Origin of the sequence: Mesorhizobium sp. M1027 (genome assembly GCF_040318745.1) — a bacterium.
Taxonomy (GTDB): Bacteria; Pseudomonadota; Alphaproteobacteria; order Rhizobiales; family Rhizobiaceae; genus Mesorhizobium.
This window is the reverse complement of the sequence record NZ_JAMYMW010000002.1, coordinates 93,897-109,181: the sequence shown is the minus strand read 5'-3', so window position 1 is coordinate 109,181 and position 15,285 is coordinate 93,897. Positions and strand designations below refer to the sequence as shown.

The following is a 15,285-nucleotide window of genomic DNA, read 5'->3' as shown; positions in this document are numbered from 1 at the left end:
CTCCCTTGTGGGAGAAGGTGGATTGGCGCGCAGCGCCGAGACGGATGAGGGGTGTTGGACGGAGTGCCGTCGTTGCCAAGCTGGAGCACCCGTCATCCGGCCGAGCGTCGCTCGCCACCTGCTGCTCCCACAAGGGAGAAGGGAAGGCCCGCAACCCTAAGTATTCATCGAATCGAAGAAATCCGCATTGGTCTTGGTCTGCTTGAGCTTGTCGATCAGGAACTCTATAGCGTCGGTTGTTCCCATCGGCGCCAGGATGCGGCGCAGCACGAAGATCTTCTGCAGGTCCTGGCGCGGAACCAGAAGGTCCTCCTTGCGGGTGCCGGACTTGAGGATGTCCATGGCCGGGTAGATGCGCTTGTCCGCCACCTTGCGGTCGAGCACGATTTCCGAATTGCCGGTGCCCTTGAACTCTTCGAAGATGACTTCGTCCATGCGGCTGCCGGTGTCGATCAGCGCGGTAGCGATGATGGTCAGCGAACCGCCTTCCTCGATATTGCGGGCAGCACCGAAGAAGCGCTTCGGCCGTTGCAGCGCGTTGGCGTCGACACCGCCGGTCAGCACCTTGCCGGATGACGGCACGACGGTGTTGTAGGCTCGGCCGAGGCGGGTGATCGAATCCAGCAGGATGACGACGTCGCGGCCGTGCTCGACGAGGCGCTTGGCCTTCTCGATGACCATTTCGGCAACCTGGACGTGGCGAACCGCCGGCTCGTCGAAGGTCGAGGAGACGACCTCGCCCTTCACCGAGCGCTGCATGTCGGTGACTTCCTCCGGCCGCTCGTCGATCAGAAGCACGATCAGGTAGCATTCCGGGTGGTTGGTAGTGATCGAATGGGCGATGTTCTGCAACAGCACCGTCTTGCCGGTGCGCGGCTGCGCCACGATCAGGGCGCGCTGGCCCTTGCCGAGCGGCGCCACCAGGTCGATGACGCGCGCCGAAATATCCTTGGAGGTCGGAACCTCCATCTCCATCTTCAGCCGCGAGGTCGGATAAAGCGGCGTCAGATTGTCAAAATGGATCTTGTGGCGGATTTTTTCAGGGTCGTCGAAATTGATCGTGTTGACCTTGAGCAGCGCAAAATAGCGCTCGCCCTCTTTCGGGCTGCGGATCGGCCCTTCGACCGTATCGCCGGTCTTCAGTGAGAACCGCCGGATCTGCGATGGTGAAATGTAGATGTCGTCAGGGCCTGGCAGGTAATTGGCATTGGCGGAGCGCAGGAAGCCAAAACCGTCCTGCAGCACTTCGACGACGCCGTCGCCGATGATCTCGATATCCTGGGTCGCCAGTCTCTTCAGGATCGCGAACATCAGCTCCTGCTTGCGCATGACGCTGGCGTTCTCGACCTCGAGCGATTCCGCATAAGCGATCAGCTCTGGTGGTTTCTTGTTCTTGAACTCTGTGAGCTTCATTTCTTGCATCATTAGACGGACTCTGAGTAAGCTTTGGGAAAAATATCGGCGGGATGCGACAAATGCCGGGCGCGGCCGAAGCGATAAATGGGCGGCGCATGACGGGAAGGAAGACCCGTCTTTTATCGTCGGTCGGTTGAAAGAGCAAGCCGCCTTTTGCGGGCAACCGAGGACGTCAGAACGGCTTTACGATAACCAGGACGACGATGACGATCATCAGCAATGTAGGGATCTCATTGACGATCCGCCAGTGCCTTGCCGATTTTTCATTGCGGTCTTCGGCAAATTTGCGGACGGCGCCGGCGAGATAGCCATGCATGGCCGACAGACCAACCACCGCAGCGATCTTGGCATGCAGCCAGCCGCCCTGAAAACCAAAGCCTTTCCAGGCGAGCCACAAGCCGAATGCCCAGGTAATCACCATTGCCGGATTGATGATGCCGCGCAGCAGGCGGCGCTCCATCACCTTGAAAGTCTCCGACTGGACGGAGCCTTTTTCGGCATCGGCATGATAGACCAGCAAGCGCGGCAGATAGAGCATGCCCGCCATCCAGGAGATGACGGCAATCACATGGATCGCCTTCGCCCAGGGATAGAAATCATCGGGCCCGAAGAAAAACAGCAGCCCGGCCAGCACCAGGAAGATGGCGATCGCAATTGCCGCGCGGCGCATCGCCCCTCGACCGCTGGTGCTGTTCGCATTGTCTGCGCCCATCATCGTCACGATGCGCTCCGCACCAGTTTCATCATCTGCTCGACATGCGCCAGCGGCGTCTCCGGCGTGATGCCGTGGCCGAGGTTGAAGATCAGTGGTCCGTCGCCCAGCGCCTTCAGGATCGCCGCTACGCCGTCGGCAAGCGCCTTGCCGCCGGCTACAAGCCTCAGCGGATCGAGATTGCCCTGCACGGCGCCGTCGCGCTGCAATTCCTTCGCCGTCGACAAGGGCACGGTCCAGTCGAGGCCCAGCCCGGTCACGCCGGTCTTCTGGCGATAGCTTCGATAGTGATCTCCCGCGCCCTTGGGAAAGCCGATGATCGGAACATTGGGATGGACAGCCTTCACTTGCCGGACGATCTCGGCCACCGGCTCGACGCAGAACAATTCGAAAGACGCTTCGTCGAGCACGCCTGACCACGAATCGAAGATCTGCACCACATCGGCGCCGGCTTCGATCTGGCGGATCAGATAGGCAGCCGAATGATCGGCGAGCACCTTCAGCAGCCGAAGAAAGGCCGCCGGCTCGCGATAGGCGAACAGCCTGGCCGGCGCCTGGTCGGGCGTACCGTGGCCGGCAATCATGTAGGTCGCCACTGTCCAGGGCGCACCGCAGAAGCCGATCAGCGTCGTTTCATCGGGCAGTCTGGCGCGCAATCGCCGCACCGTCTCGTAGACCGGCTCGAGATTCACGTGAAACGTTTCGCCGTCGAGAGCCTCGATCTCCACAGCCGTGATCGGCGTCAGCAGCGGGCCGCGTCCTTCCTCGAAGCGCACGTCGCGGCCGAGCGCATGCGGCACGACAAGGATGTCGGAAAACAGGATCGATGCATCGAAGCCGAAGCGTTCGATCGGCTGCAGCGTCACTTCGACGGCGAGATCCGGGTCGTAACAGAGATCGAGGAAGGATCCGGCCCGCCTCCTCGTCTCCCGGTATTCCGGCAGATAGCGGCCGGCCTGGCGCATCATCCAGACCGGTGGCGGAAACGCCGTCTTGCCTCTCAACACGTCCAGCACGATCCGGTCTTGAGGCATTGAGCGCTAGCCTTTCCAGGCTTCCCCATAATTAAATATTCTATGTTTAGGAATCTTATGATTCTAAGAGTCTGTTGGTTGTGGTGGTTGTCTCCTGTCCCGCTTTGCCCTGGAAAAGACCAGCCAGCATATTGTCGCGCGCTTCTCCAGCGGGATTGCAGGACTTTGTGGAAAACCGCGAATTTACGACTGGAGTCAATGCGTTGCCGCCACGCCAGGGAAATTACCCCTGTGGATGAAGCGAAGGCAAAAAGCTCCGTCCCCGGACTTGTCCCCAACCGCCCGGAGAAGCCGACAGCACATCGAATTGTGGACAAACCGGCATCTGATACAGTCGCTTTGCGGTGGCCGAGTTTTCCGCCCGGCTTATCCACATCGGCCCACAGCCTGGAATGTATCCTGTGAACAAACCGCAAAGCTTCTTTCATCTCCACCTGATTTCCGACGCGACCGGCGAAACGCTGCTGGCTGCCGGCCGCGCGGCTTCCGCGCAATACAAGGATGCGCGCGCCATCGAACATATCTATCCGCTCATTCGCACCGAAAAGCAGGTGACGAAGGTGTTCGAGGACATCGAAGAGGAGCCAGGCATCATCCTCTACACGGTGGTCGACCAGAAGCTTGCCCGCGGCATTGACGAACGCTGCGCGGCCATGGGCCTGCCTTGCGTCTCGGTGCTGGAACCGGTGCTGACGGTGTTCCAGTCCTATCTAGGCACGCCTGCCGGCCGACGCGTCGGTGCCCAGCATGTGCTGGACGCCGAATATTTCCGCCGCATCGACGCGCTCAACTTCACCATGGAGCATGACGATGGCCAGCTGCCGGCCAATATGGATGATGCCGACATCGTGCTCGTCGGCATCTCCCGCACCTCGAAGACGCCGACCAGCATCTATCTCGCCAATCGCGGCATCAAGACCGCCAACATCCCGATCGTGCTCGGCGTGCCGGTGCCCGAAAGCCTGGTCAATGCCACGCGGCCGCTGATCGTCGGCCTGGTCGCCACCGCCGAACGGATCTCGCAGGTCCGGCAGAACCGCATTCTCGGCACCAGCGCCTACGAACCGACCGACTATGTCGACCGTGCCGCGATCGCCGAAGAGCTCGCCTATGCCCGCCAGATATGCACGCGGCATGGCTGGCCGATGATCGACGTCAGCCGCCGTTCAATCGAGGAGACGGCGGCGGCCATCGTTGCCCTGCGCGGCAAGACGCGGTAGGGCATGTCGAGATTCAGGTGATGCCGGCCTGCGAACGGCGGTTTCCTGCGCTTCCGGTACTCACGGACCCAAATGTCCGCTCCGTTCCGGTTCTCGGAACCCACCATTCTCGACGCGGCCTGGCCTGAATCTCGACACACCCTAGTGAGCGCCAGGAAGCGGGCGAAAAAAATGGCGGAAAAAATCATCCTTGCCTCGGGCAGCCCGTTCCGCAAGGCGCTGCTCGTCAATGCCGGCATCACTGTCGAAGCGGTTCCGGCTTCTGTCGATGAGCGCGCGCTGGAGGCGCCGCTGCAGAATAGTGGCGTGTCGCCGGAGGACGTCGCCCTGGTGCTCGCCGAAGCCAAGGCCACCGAAGTCAGCGAGCGCAGGCCCGGCGCCCTGGTGCTCGGCTGCGACCAGACGCTGTCCCTCGGCGACGAGCTGTTCCACAAGCCCGCCGACATGGAAGGGGCGCGCCGTCATCTGCTGGCGCTGTCGGGCAAGACGCATCATCTCAACAGCGCCGTCGTGCTCGCCCGTGACGGCCAGGTTCTGTGGCGGCATGTCGGCATCGCCAGTCTGACCATGCGCAAACTCGATCCGGCCTTCATCGGCCGCCATCTGGCGCGCGTCGGCGCCAAGGCGTTGTCCAGCGTCGGCGCCTACCAGATCGAAGGCGAAGGCATCCAGCTATTCGAAAAAATCGAAGGCGACTATTTTACCATTGTCGGTCTGCCACTTTTGCCGGTGCTGGCCCAGCTGCGTGAGTTCGGGGCGATCGATGGCTGAAGCCTCGAAAAAAGCCTTCGTCACCGGCCACCCGATCGCCCATTCCAGGTCTCCGAAGATCCACGGCCACTGGCTGGCGAAATACGGCATAGACGGCGTCTACGAGGCCATTGACGTTGCACCGGAGGCCTTTGCCAAATTCCTGCAGACGCTGCGGGCACAAGGCTATCGCGGCGGCAACGTCACCATCCCGCACAAGGAAGCCGCCTTCGCTTTGGCCAAGCGGCGTGACGCCGACGCCGAACAGATCGGTGCGGTCAATACGCTGTGGTTCGAGAATGGCGAATTGTGGGGCGGTAACACCGATGCCCATGGCTTTGCCGCCAATCTGGACGAATATGCACCGGGCTGGGCGGCCAACGGCCCCGCCGTGGTGCTCGGTGCCGGCGGCGCCGCTCGCGCGGTCATCCATGCGCTGAAGCAGCGCGGCATCAACGATATCCGCATCGTCAACCGGACGCTTGCAAGGGCGCAGGAACTGCGCGACCGCTTCGGTGCCGGCGTCTCGGCCTATGGCATGGTGGCGACCGGCGAATTCCTCGAAGATGCCGGCCTGCTGGTCAACACGACAGCGCTCGGCATGCATGGCAATGAAGGCCTGTCCGCGGATCCGGGCAGACTGCCGGACCGCGCCATCGTCACCGACATCGTCTACGTGCCGCTGGAGACGCCGCTGCTTGCCACCGCCAAAGCGCGCGGCCTGAGAACCGTCGATGGGCTCGGCATGCTGCTGCACCAGGCGGTGCCCGGCTTCGAGCGCTGGTTCGGCATCAGGCCAGAAGTCACCGCCGAACTGCGGCAAATAGTTATTGCCGATATCGGCGCGATAAAATGATCGTGCTCGGCCTCACCGGATCGATAGGGATGGGCAAATCGACCACGGCCAAGATGTTTGCCGAGGCCGGCGTGCCAGTCCATGATTCCGACGAGGCTGTGCATCGCCTTTATGCCGGCAAGGCCGCGCCCTTGGTCGAGGCGGCCTTGCCCGGCACCACCAGATCCGGTGCGGTCGACCGCGCGGCACTGGCGGAGCGGGTGCTCGGCGACGCCCCCGCGCTGAAACGGCTGGAAGCGATCATCCATCCGCTGGTCCGTGCCGAGGCCGATGCGTTCCTGGCTGAAAATCGTGCCGCCGGCGCGCCGCTTGCCGTGCTCGATATACCGCTGCTGTTCGAGACCGGCGGCGGGAACCGCGTCGACAAGGTCGTGGTCGTCACCGCGCCGCCTGAAGTTCAGCGCGCCCGCGTGCTGGCGCGGCCGGGCATGAACGAGGAGAAACTGGCGTCGATCCTGGCCAGGCAGGTTCCCGACGCCGAAAAGCGCCGGCGCGCCGACTTTGTCATCGATACCAGTCAGGGCTTTGACGCCGCTCGCGCAGCCGTCAAGGCCATCATCGCGGAACTAGTCGTGGATAAGGCAGCCAGGCCTGGTTAAGAGGCTTGCAGACCCACATTAGTTGTTGCCATTTTGTTCCTGGTGTGATTCGGCTAGAATGATGGCGGCACCAGTGGACTGATTCGATGCGTGAGATCATCTTCGATACGGAAACCACCGGCCTCGACACGCGCGAGGACCGCGTCATCGAGCTTGGCGGCGTCGAGTTGGTCAACCGTTTCCCGACCGGCCGAACCTTCCACAAATATATCAACCCGCAAGGCCGCCAGATCCATCACGAGGCGCAGGCCGTGCACGGCATCAGCGCCGCCGATCTCGTCGGCAAGCCGACTTTCATGGAGATCGCCGAGGAGTTTCTGGCCTTCATCGACGGCGCCAAACTGGTCGCGCACAATGCCGGCTTCGACATCGGCTTCCTCAATCTCGAATTCGGCCGGCTTGGCCATCCGGCCATCGATCCGGGACGGATCGTCGACACGCTGGCGCTGGCGCGCCGCAAGCATCCGATGGGCCCCAATTCGCTCGACGCGCTCTGCCGCCGCTACGGCATCGACAACGGCCGCCGCACCAAGCACGGCGCGCTGCTCGATTCGGAATTGCTGGCCGAGGTCTATATCGAGCTCATCGGCGGCAAGCAGGCAAGCCTTATCCTCGACAGCATCCTGACTCCGGCGGGCGGCAGGCAGAATGTCGAAGACATCGATATTTCGATCGGCGTCAGGCCGATCGCCTTGCCGTCGCGCCTGACCGACGCCGAGCGCACCGCGCACGCGGGCATGGTTGGCACATTGGGCGAAAAGGCGCTCTGGCTGCGCGTCGCCCAGGAAGCGAGTTCCGCGGCATAGTTGGGGCCGATCGGCAGCGAACGTCGATAGTTCTGTTCAGTGGCAAATCGCAAAGTTTCGAGATTAGCTGAAACACCCTCCTTCGTGATCCCAGGGCGGAGCAAGGAGCGCAGCGACGCGGCGCAGACCCTAGGATGACGAAGGCATAGTGGCTAAGGCCAATCGCAGATGTCGCAGATTGGCAGTTGTCTTCCAGACATAGCGGATTGTGGCTGATGGGAACCATCGACGCTTGCGTCCGATCGGCCTTCAGCCTGTCGGGCGGGACATCGTTATAAAAAACCCGGCGCAAGGCCGGGTTTGTCAAACACTGGCGAGACAGCCGCGCTCAGCTCACCTTGATCTTGGCGGCAGCCTGGTCCTCTGCCAGCTTCTGCTGGAACATCTGCGCGAAATCGATCGGGTCCAGCATCAGCGGCGGGAAGCCGCCGTTGCGTGTTGCCTCGGCAATGATCTGCCGCGCGAACGGGAACAGCAGCCGCGGGCATTCGATGAACAGGATCGGCAGCATGTGCTCCTGCGGCAAGCCGCTGATGGCGAAGACGCCGCCATAGACCAGTTCGACATTGAACAGCACTTCCTGGTCGAACGACGCTTTGGCGTTCAGCGTCAAATTGACGTCGAACTGCTTGTCCGAAAGCGGATTGGCGTTGACGTTGACGTTGATGGCGATGCCGGGTGCCTTGTCGCGACCGCGCAGCGAGTTCGGTGCACCGGGGCTTTCGAAGGACAGGTCCTTCACATATTGCGCAAGCACGTTGAGCGAAGGCTGCGCCGCATTTCCATTACCGTTGGCTGCGCCGGTCGGCGCGTCGTCGTTGCTGGCCATAAGCTGTGGTCCTTTTGCCTGGGCAGCGTTGCTGACCGGATTGAAATTCGGGCGTTCGCTATCATGGCCGGCCCGACAAGACAAGTTTGCAAAAGACGCTGGTTGCTTTGCGGCTACTCGTCCTTGAGGCGGCGCCAGGGAGAATCCGGTCCGCGCGTATGGTCGTCGGCACGCGAATAGTCGCCGTCGTCGAGATCGATGATCTTGCCGCGTTGCCTTGCCCGCAAACCACTGCTGAAATCGGTGGCCAGCACGATGCGGCCTTTCAGCATCCGCCAGGCAAGATCGCGCACTGGCGGCAGGAACAGCAGAATGCCGAAAATATCCGAGATGAAGCCGGGGATAATCAAAAGGATCGCGGCCAGCACGATCATGGCGCCATGCGCAAGCTGGCCGCTCGGATCACGCCCGGCGTCCATTTCGGCACGTACCCTGGCCATGACGCCAAAACCCTGGTGTCGAAGGAGCAAGGCGCCGGCGACGCTCGAGGCCAGCACCAGCCCGACCGTCGCCAGCGCGCCGATCTGGCGGCCGACAATGACGAAACCGGCTATCTCCAGCAGCGGAAGCGCGAGAATGAACAGGGGAAACAGCGAGATACGCAAATCTTGACCGATCGTTTCGATGTTTTTGCCGGCCGGCGAGCAATCGCCGCTGGCACCAGAGCTGTTAGATAGGTATGGCTGCCTTTGATTTGAATGATTGCGCCATGCGTTCTATATGCTTTGGATACCGAACGCTATGTGATCGCGGCCCCTGCTTGGCCGCTGGTCCGGCCAAAGCAGGGATTGATTGGCGCAAGATATGGGCTTCTTCGACTTCGGCACGATTTTCTTTCTGATTGCGGCGGTGGTGATCTTCTTCCAGCTGCGCAACGTGCTTGGCCGACGCACGGGCAACGAGCGCCCGCCCTTCGATCCATATACGGCAGCGCGCAAAAACGACAAGGATGCCGCCCAGAAACCCGAGAACGTGGTTTCGCTGCCGCGCAAGCGCCTGACAGGAGAGCCGGCGGCCGACACCTATGCGGCGATCGATGCCTTTGCCAAGCCCGACACCGATCTCAACCGGGGCCTGCGGGCGATCAAGGACAATGATCCGACGTTCGACCCGAAGACCTTCGTCGACGGCGCAAAGATGGCTTATGAGATGATCGTCATGGCCTACGCGGATGGCGACCGCAAAACCTTGAAGAACCTTTTGTCGCGCGAGGTCTATGACGGCTTCGTCGCGGCCATCGGCGACCGTGAGGCGAAAGCCGAAAAGATCCAGTCCTCCTTCGTCGGCATCGACAAGGCCGACATCGTTTCGGCCGAGATGAAGGGCAGCGAGGCGCACATCACGCTGCGCATTGTCAGCGAGCTGATTTCGGCGACCCGCGACAAGGCCGGCGCTGTCATCGACGGCGATCCCGAGACCGTCGCCGAGGTCAAGGATGTCTGGACCTTCGCCCGCGACACGCGCTCGCGCGATCCGAACTGGAAGCTCGTCGCCACCGAAGAAGAAGACTGAACTGGACGGCGGCGGAGGCTGTCGTGTCGCTTTCTCGAGCCTTCAGCGAAAAATCCTTTGGCCAATTGCCGGGCTGGGGCGAGGACGACCATCTCCCTGCCTTTGACGCCTTTCGCCGCTCGGCCTTTCATATCCTGACCAAACCCTACCGCTCCGGCGCGCTCGGCGTCGACTACAATGGCTTTGCCGATGCCTATGCCGAAGCGCGTACCGTTTCGTCGGCGAATCGGTTGCAGGCCCGAAGCTTTTTCGAGCGCCATTTCGTTCCGGCCCGTATCGATGCCGAAGATGGTGGTCCCGGCCTGGTAACCGGCTTTTATGAGCCGGAGGTCGAAGCCTCGCCGGTGCGCACGGAACGATTTTCGGTACCGTTGCTGGCGCGCCCTGCCGACCTGGTCGACATCGACGACGGCAATCGTCCTTCCGGCTTGGATCCTTATCTCGCCTTCGCTCGTGCGGCGCCGAACGGCCCGGTCGAATATTTCGACCGCGGCGAGATCGAACGCGGCGCGCTTGCCGGAAAAGGGCTGGAAATCGCCTGGCTCGCCGACAAGGTCGACGCCTTCTTCATTCACGTGCAGGGCGCGGCACGGCTCAACATGACCGATGGCAGGCTTCGCCGCATCACCTATGCCGCCAAATCCGGCCAGCGCTTTACCGGACCGGGCAAGATCCTGAGCGAGCAAGGCGAGATCCCGCTGGAGAAGGTGACGATGCAGTCGATCCGTGCCTGGTTCAAGGCGCATCCGGAGCGCGTCGACGAGACCCTGTGGCGCAACCGCTCCTATATCTTCTTCCGCGAGATGGGCGTCGACGACCGGGAGCTCGGCCCGATTGCTGCCGCCAAGGTGCCGCTGACACCCGGCCGCTCGATCGCCGTCGACCGGCTGCTGCACACGTTCGGCACGCCCTTCCATATCGACGCGCCGTCCCTGACCGCCTTCGACGGAAAACCGTTCCGGCGGTTGATGATCGCGCAGGACACCGGTTCGGCGATCACCGGCCCGGCCCGCGGTGATTTGTTTGCCGGGTCGGGCGAAGCGGCCGGCGAGATCGCCGGCGTTATCCGCAACGCCGCCGATTTTTATGCGCTGATCCCCCGGTCGCTGGTTTAGAGGAGCAGGCCGATGACCCGGCGCATCGACAGGCTGAGCGAGGACGACCGGGTGCTGTGGAACCTGGTGGCGCGCACGGCAAAACCGCTGAAGGGCAGAACCGCCGTCGAAATTCCACACGTTGGGCCGGAGATCGACGAGACCAGGCAGGCGCCGCCCCCGGAACAGGTCGCGGGCAATCCTGCCGCGGCCGCAAAGCCGAAGGCGCAGCATGTCTCCCATGCACTCGACGAACCGACGCTGGACAAGCTGTCGAACGGCCGGCTGCCGATCGAGGGCCGCGTCGACCTGCATGGCCTGACCCAGGACCAAGCCTATTCACTGCTGTTTTCCTTCCTGTGCCGGGCGCATGCCGGCGGCATCCGCTACGTCCTGGTGATCACCGGCAAGGGCTCTTCGTCGGGCGGTGATGGCGTCTTGCGGCGCGCCGTGCCGTCATGGCTGTCGACACCCGCCTTCCGGCCCCTCGTCTCCAGCCACGACCATGCCGCCCGCAAACATGGCGGCTCGGGTGCGCTCTATGTCCGCTTGCGGCGGGCACGCTCATGAGGGCATGCCGATGAGGGACGCACCTATGAGGATGCATCCATGAAGGTGCGCTTGTGACCCCGTTCGGCGAAAAGCTTCGCGTGCTGCGAAACGAGCGCGGCGTCAGCCAGAAGGACATGGCCAAGGCGATCGGCGTCAGCGCAGCCTATCTCTCGGCGCTGGAACACGGCCGCCGCGGTGCGCCGAGCTGGACGCTGATCCAGAAGATCATCGGCTATTTCAACATCATTTGGGACGACGCCGAGGAACTGGCGCGGCTGGCCGAAACCTCGCATCCGCGCGTCAAGCTCGACACGTCGGGCCTTAGCCCGGCGGCGACCGAACTTGCCAATCTCCTGGCCGACAATATTGAAAAGCTCGACGAAGCCGAGCTTCGCCGCATCACTGCGTCGATCCGCGCCGCGCTGGCACGGCCGAAATGAGTTGCCTTGTTACTGGACCGAGCCGACCAGAACCTGCTGGCCGCCGCGGATGGAGACCCACCGGCCGGTATTGTCGATCGCCTGCCGCTTGAGGAAACGATAGCCGGTCTGGTCCCAGGAACGGACCTGGTCGGTCAGATTGTCAAGGATGTAGTCGCCCTTGTCGGTGCGCACCGTCAGCACCGCGTGGCCTTCGCCATCCGGCTTGCGCACGACGGTCATCAGCAGATCGGCAAACGAGACGCCCAGCCGGTTCAGCTCACGGCGCTTTTCCAGGACATAGTCCTCGCAATCGCCAACGCCCTTGTCGGGATAGGCCCAGACCTCATCCTTGCCGTAGATGTCGAAGTCGCTCTCCGGCTTGACGGCGGCGTTGACCTTTGCCGTGACGCTGAGCAGCTTGCGCCACAGCGAGCCGGTCAGGCTGGCGGGCGACAGATCCTTCGGGCGGATCGAGCATTCGGAGGCGTAGCTCTTGCAGAAATCATAATGGCCGATCGGCTGTGAGGTCGGGCCACCTGTTATCATCGGGCCGGCCGCCGAGGCCGAACTGGCCCAACCTGCCGCCACAGTAAGTCCGGCCAGCGCGCACAGGCGCAGCGTTCTCGCCATTGGTGAGGAAATCATTGTCCCCGCTTGTCCCTTGTTATTAACGAAACGTTAAGGGGTATTTACAGTCCGTGTCAATTATGAGGATGGATTGATTTTGCGGCATGGTTACCCGCGTGGCGCCAACGCGACTATTGTGCAACAGGTCGACCCGCCGCACGGCCGCGCCAACCGATGATTTTGGCATAGACCGACCTGATGCGGATTGACGGGCATCATCACTGGTCGCCTATTTCTTGCCGGTCCTGACCAGCTTGGGCTTCACCGCAACACGGTTCTGACGGCCGTAGCTGGTGATGAAGTCGACGATGCGCGGCACGATTTCGGAACGGAAGCGCGAGCCGTTGAACACACCATAATGGCCGACCGCAGGCTGCATGTAATGGGCGTGCCTGTCGGCCGGGATGTTGATGCACAGGTCGTGCGCGGCCTTGGTCTGGCCGAGTCCGGAGATGTCGTCGTTCTCGCCCTCGACCGTGAACAGGGCGACATTGCGGATCGCCGAAGGGTCGACCGCGATACCGCGATGCGTCATTTTGCCCTTGGGCAGGGCCTGGCGGACAAACACGGTGTCGACGGTCTGCAGGTAGAATTCCGCCGTCAGATCCATCACCGCCAGATATTCGTCGTAGAACTCGCGGTGCTTCTCGGCATTGTCACCGTCATGCTTCACCAGATGCATGAAGAAGTCCTTGTGGGCGGTGATGTGGCGGTCGAGGTTCATGCTCATGAAACCCGAAAGCTGCAGGAAGCCGGGATAGACCTCGCGGCCGAAGCCCGGCACCGGCCAGGGCGCGCGCATAATGACGTTGTCGCGGAACCAGTCGATGCCCTTTTCCTGCGCCAGCAGATTGACCGCCGTCGGATTGCGGCGCGTGTCGATCGGCCCGCCCATCAGCGTCATCGTCGAGGGCACGAACGGATCACCCTTGGCTTCCATCAGTGCCGCCGCCGCCAGCACCGGCACCGAAGGCTGGCACACCGCCATCACATGGGTGTCGGGGCCCAGCGCATGCAGCATGTCGACGATGTAGTCGATATAGTCGTCAAGATCGAAGCTGCCGTCGGCCAGCGGCACCATGCGGGCATCGACCCAGTCGGTGATATGCACGTCGGCATAGGGCAGCATCGCCTCCACCGTGCCGCGCAGCAGCGTCGCATAGTGGCCCGACATCGGCGCCACGATCAACAGCTTCGGATCCGGCCGGCGCCCGGCAGGAACCGCCCGCTCGAAGCGGACCAGGTTGCAGAACGGCCGCGACCAGACGGTGTGTTCGCGGACTTCGACGTTTTTCCAGTCGACCACGGTCTTGGTCAGGCCGAATTGCGGCTTGCCGTAGCGGCGCGTCGTGCGCTCGAACAGTTCGGCCGTTGCCGCAACCGAGCGGCCCCAGGACGTGTGTGAGACCGGATTGAGCGGATTGGAGTAGAACAGGCGCACCGCATCGGCATAGAGGCGCGCCGGCTGCAAGGCGGCGTGGTTCAGTTCGTAGAGCTGGTAGAACATCGAGAACCCCGCTGCCGACTGCGATCGAAGGGCCGACGAGCAGCGCCGAGCCTTGAATGCTTTGCGGGGAAGTTAGCAACAATCTGCTGCGATGCAATACGTCAACCTGCGTGATTTATGCTCGTTCTTTCGTCCAAGGCGTTGAGAATCCGCCTTCAACGGCAACAGCCGGCTCAATGTGCACCTGCGAAGGCCAGGCAAGGGCCGGCTATCGGGACAATCGTTGGAGGCGGCGTCCGGCCGTGGCGGCCGGACCGTTAGACCCGTGCCATGCAGACAGCCGTATGGCCCGAGCTGATGAAGCCAAGCTGACTGGCTGCGCCCTTCGACAGATCGAGCATCCGGCCCCTGATAAAGGGGCCGCGGTCGTTGATGCGCACGACGACGCTGCGGCCATTGTTGCGATTGGTCACCTTCAGCTTGGTGCCGAACGGCAGGCTGCGATGCGCGGCGGTCAGCGCCGACGGGTTCATGCGCTCGCCGGAAGCGGTTCTGGAATGCAGTGAGTACCAGGAGGCACGGCCGCACTGAGCGGCGGCGTTGGCGGTGGATGCGCCGACCGTCAGGCCGGCCGCAATCGTGGCCGCGACGAGCGCGGCCTGATAGCTTTTCTTCATGCTTGGGGTTAGCTCCGTTGACAGACCCAAGCCGTTAGGTGCGGAACAAGGCAGCAAATGCGGCAATGATCTGTCGGTTCCATGGCAATGTTACACGTTTGGAGTCGGCGCGAAACAATTTGTCAGAGACTTTCCGCAGCGAGGCGCAGCTTCTTTGATGATGTCTGCGCCGATCTCCGGGCGTCTTGCACAAGATCAGAGATTAGCATCCAAGTAGAAGTTGGTGTAATCGAGCGGCCTCTTTTCGCTGTTCCATTCCGGCTGGAACGCGGTTTATGATCGACTTGGAACGGAGTTCTAGCGATGAGATTGATCAAAAATCTGCTGGCCTTGATTGTGCTCGCCATGGGCGTGCTGTGGACGTTGCAAGGCATCGGCGTTATCGGCGGCAGCTTTATGACCGGCCAGTCGCAATGGCTCTATGTCGGCATCGTCACCGCGCTGGTCGGCCTGGCCGGCCTGGCCTGGGCGAACCGTTCGCGCGTTTGAACGGGCGTCCATGCTCAAGCTCCCTTGAGAGCAGCGCACAGCGGACCCTGGCGGCCGGTCACCGCGACCAGTACTGCCAGCCCCAGTAGAAACTTTCGTCGCGCGGCGGTAAGCGGTTGCGCTCCGCGTCCAGATGCACCGGCGTTTTGCGTTCGCCGTCAGGCGGCTGTTTGTCCCCGGCCTTGATCAGGCGGAGCCAATGGCCGAAATGCGCGAACAATACAGCGATGGAATGGGGCATTG

At 62.4% G+C, this 15,285-nt stretch carries 19 protein-coding genes; 10 read left to right on the top strand and 9 right to left on the bottom strand.

The window, feature by feature from the left end:
- Positions 1-156 precede the first annotated feature (156 nt).
- The 3 genes from rho to hemE form a co-directional block, all read right to left on the bottom strand.
- On the bottom strand, positions 157-1,422 hold the full coding sequence (rho, locus tag NKH50_RS05045) for a transcription termination factor Rho (protein ID WP_023675925.1): 1,266 nt from the start codon (positions 1,420-1,422) through the stop codon (positions 157-159).
- 166 nt (positions 1,423-1,588) lie between these two features.
- Complete coding sequence (gene hemJ / locus NKH50_RS05040; protein WP_502906839.1) at positions 1,589-2,128, bottom strand: protoporphyrinogen oxidase HemJ; 540 nt, start codon at positions 2,126-2,128, stop codon at positions 1,589-1,591.
- A gap of 5 nt (positions 2,129-2,133) precedes the next feature.
- Complete coding sequence (hemE, locus tag NKH50_RS05035; protein ID WP_352877068.1) at positions 2,134-3,162, bottom strand: uroporphyrinogen decarboxylase; 1,029 nt, start codon at positions 3,160-3,162, stop codon at positions 2,134-2,136.
- A gap of 401 nt (positions 3,163-3,563) precedes the next feature.
- On the opposite strand from hemE, the gene NKH50_RS05030 reads away from it, so the two are divergent.
- The 5 genes from NKH50_RS05030 (at position 3,564) to dnaQ (ending at position 7,393) form a co-directional block, all read left to right on the top strand.
- The gene (locus tag NKH50_RS05030; RefSeq protein ID WP_254817949.1) at positions 3,564-4,382 is read left to right on the top strand and encodes a pyruvate, water dikinase regulatory protein; all 819 of its coding nucleotides are present in this window, start codon (positions 3,564-3,566) and stop codon (positions 4,380-4,382) included.
- 171 nt (positions 4,383-4,553) lie between these two features.
- On the top strand, positions 4,554-5,153 hold the full coding sequence (locus tag NKH50_RS05025) for a Maf-like protein (protein WP_352508600.1): 600 nt from the start codon (positions 4,554-4,556) through the stop codon (positions 5,151-5,153).
- Positions 5,146-5,988 (top strand): shikimate dehydrogenase, encoded by an 843-nt coding sequence (locus NKH50_RS05020; RefSeq protein WP_352877066.1) that lies wholly within the window; start codon positions 5,146-5,148, stop codon positions 5,986-5,988. The genes NKH50_RS05025 and NKH50_RS05020 overlap by 8 nt, the downstream gene beginning before the upstream one ends.
- A complete protein-coding gene (coaE, locus tag NKH50_RS05015; protein ID WP_352877064.1) occupies positions 5,985-6,587 on the top strand; it encodes a dephospho-CoA kinase in 603 nt (200 codons plus the stop codon). The genes NKH50_RS05020 and coaE overlap by 4 nt, the downstream gene beginning before the upstream one ends.
- An 86-nt stretch (positions 6,588-6,673) precedes the next feature.
- Positions 6,674-7,393 (top strand): DNA polymerase III subunit epsilon, encoded by a 720-nt coding sequence (dnaQ, locus tag NKH50_RS05010; protein ID WP_352508603.1) that lies wholly within the window; start codon positions 6,674-6,676, stop codon positions 7,391-7,393.
- A gap of 328 nt (positions 7,394-7,721) precedes the next feature.
- Here dnaQ and secB read toward each other — a convergent pair whose 3' ends face one another.
- Both secB and NKH50_RS05000 read right to left on the bottom strand, forming a co-directional pair.
- Positions 7,722-8,222, bottom strand: a complete 501-nt coding sequence (gene secB / locus NKH50_RS05005) for a protein-export chaperone SecB (RefSeq protein ID WP_352877060.1) — start codon at positions 8,220-8,222, stop codon at positions 7,722-7,724.
- Positions 8,223-8,335: 113 nt separating this feature from the next.
- Entirely contained in the window at positions 8,336-8,827 is a 492-nt protein-coding gene (locus NKH50_RS05000) for an FxsA family protein (RefSeq protein WP_254817955.1), read from the bottom strand.
- 199 nt (positions 8,828-9,026) lie between these two features.
- On the opposite strand from NKH50_RS05000, the gene NKH50_RS04995 reads away from it, so the two are divergent.
- From NKH50_RS04995 to NKH50_RS04980, 4 genes are read left to right on the top strand one after another with little or no spacing between them, the layout of a single operon-like run.
- Positions 9,027-9,734 (top strand): Tim44/TimA family putative adaptor protein, encoded by a 708-nt coding sequence (locus NKH50_RS04995; RefSeq protein WP_254817956.1) that lies wholly within the window; start codon positions 9,027-9,029, stop codon positions 9,732-9,734.
- Positions 9,735-9,757: 23 nt separating this feature from the next.
- Entirely contained in the window at positions 9,758-10,849 is a 1,092-nt protein-coding gene (gene mltA / locus NKH50_RS04990; RefSeq protein WP_352751410.1) for a murein transglycosylase A, read from the top strand.
- 12 nt (positions 10,850-10,861) lie between these two features.
- Complete coding sequence (locus NKH50_RS04985) at positions 10,862-11,398, top strand: Smr/MutS family protein (protein ID WP_352508605.1); 537 nt, start codon at positions 10,862-10,864, stop codon at positions 11,396-11,398.
- 53 nt (positions 11,399-11,451) lie between these two features.
- On the top strand, positions 11,452-11,820 hold the full coding sequence (locus tag NKH50_RS04980) for a helix-turn-helix domain-containing protein (RefSeq protein ID WP_352508606.1): 369 nt from the start codon (positions 11,452-11,454) through the stop codon (positions 11,818-11,820).
- A 9-nt stretch (positions 11,821-11,829) separates the two neighbouring features.
- On the opposite strand, the gene NKH50_RS04975 is transcribed toward NKH50_RS04980, so the two are convergent.
- The 3 genes from NKH50_RS04975 to NKH50_RS04965 form a co-directional block, all read right to left on the bottom strand.
- Positions 11,830-12,447 carry a transglutaminase-like cysteine peptidase gene (locus NKH50_RS04975; protein ID WP_254817960.1) on the bottom strand — a complete coding sequence of 206 codons (618 nt, stop codon included), beginning with the start codon at positions 12,445-12,447 and terminating at the stop codon, positions 11,830-11,832.
- A 211-nt stretch (positions 12,448-12,658) separates the two neighbouring features.
- Positions 12,659-13,936, bottom strand: coding sequence for a polyhydroxyalkanoate depolymerase (locus NKH50_RS04970; protein WP_352751409.1), 1,278 nt, complete (start codon positions 13,934-13,936; stop codon positions 12,659-12,661).
- Between the two features lie 257 nt (positions 13,937-14,193).
- On the bottom strand, positions 14,194-14,553 hold the full coding sequence (locus tag NKH50_RS04965; protein ID WP_352701166.1) for a septal ring lytic transglycosylase RlpA family protein: 360 nt from the start codon (positions 14,551-14,553) through the stop codon (positions 14,194-14,196).
- A 303-nt stretch (positions 14,554-14,856) separates the two neighbouring features.
- Between NKH50_RS04965 and NKH50_RS04960 the strand changes: the two genes are divergently transcribed.
- Entirely contained in the window at positions 14,857-15,042 is a 186-nt protein-coding gene (locus NKH50_RS04960) for a hypothetical protein (RefSeq protein ID WP_352701165.1), read from the top strand.
- Positions 15,043-15,100: 58 nt separating this feature from the next.
- On the opposite strand, the gene NKH50_RS04955 is transcribed toward NKH50_RS04960, so the two are convergent.
- Complete coding sequence (locus NKH50_RS04955) at positions 15,101-15,283, bottom strand: hypothetical protein (protein WP_254817964.1); 183 nt, start codon at positions 15,281-15,283, stop codon at positions 15,101-15,103.
- Positions 15,284-15,285 lie beyond the last annotated feature (2 nt).

Coding starts and splice junctions, on each gene's coding strand:
- coaE (WP_352877064.1), top strand. CDS start 5,985: ATGATCGTGCTCGGCCTCACCGGATCGATAGGGATGGGCAAATCGACC.
- NKH50_RS05020 (WP_352877066.1), top strand. CDS start 5,146: ATGGCTGAAGCCTCGAAAAAAGCCTTCGTCACCGGCCACCCGATCGCC.
- NKH50_RS05025 (WP_352508600.1), top strand. CDS start 4,554: ATGGCGGAAAAAATCATCCTTGCCTCGGGCAGCCCGTTCCGCAAGGCG.
- NKH50_RS04985 (WP_352508605.1), top strand. CDS start 10,862: ATGACCCGGCGCATCGACAGGCTGAGCGAGGACGACCGGGTGCTGTGG.
- NKH50_RS04965 (WP_352701166.1), bottom strand. CDS start 14,553: ATGAAGAAAAGCTATCAGGCCGCGCTCGTCGCGGCCACGATTGCGGCC.
- NKH50_RS04955 (WP_254817964.1), bottom strand. CDS start 15,283: ATGCCCCATTCCATCGCTGTATTGTTCGCGCATTTCGGCCATTGGCTC.
- NKH50_RS04995 (WP_254817956.1), top strand. CDS start 9,027: ATGGGCTTCTTCGACTTCGGCACGATTTTCTTTCTGATTGCGGCGGTG.
- secB (WP_352877060.1), bottom strand. CDS start 8,222: ATGGCCAGCAACGACGACGCGCCGACCGGCGCAGCCAACGGTAATGGA.
- rho (WP_023675925.1), bottom strand. CDS start 1,422: ATGCAAGAAATGAAGCTCACAGAGTTCAAGAACAAGAAACCACCAGAG.
- hemJ (WP_502906839.1), bottom strand. CDS start 2,128: ATGGGCGCAGACAATGCGAACAGCACCAGCGGTCGAGGGGCGATGCGC.
- NKH50_RS04970 (WP_352751409.1), bottom strand. CDS start 13,936: ATGTTCTACCAGCTCTACGAACTGAACCACGCCGCCTTGCAGCCGGCG.
- NKH50_RS04975 (WP_254817960.1), bottom strand. CDS start 12,447: ATGATTTCCTCACCAATGGCGAGAACGCTGCGCCTGTGCGCGCTGGCC.
- NKH50_RS04960 (WP_352701165.1), top strand. CDS start 14,857: ATGAGATTGATCAAAAATCTGCTGGCCTTGATTGTGCTCGCCATGGGC.
- hemE (WP_352877068.1), bottom strand. CDS start 3,162: ATGCCTCAAGACCGGATCGTGCTGGACGTGTTGAGAGGCAAGACGGCG.
- dnaQ (WP_352508603.1), top strand. CDS start 6,674: ATGCGTGAGATCATCTTCGATACGGAAACCACCGGCCTCGACACGCGC.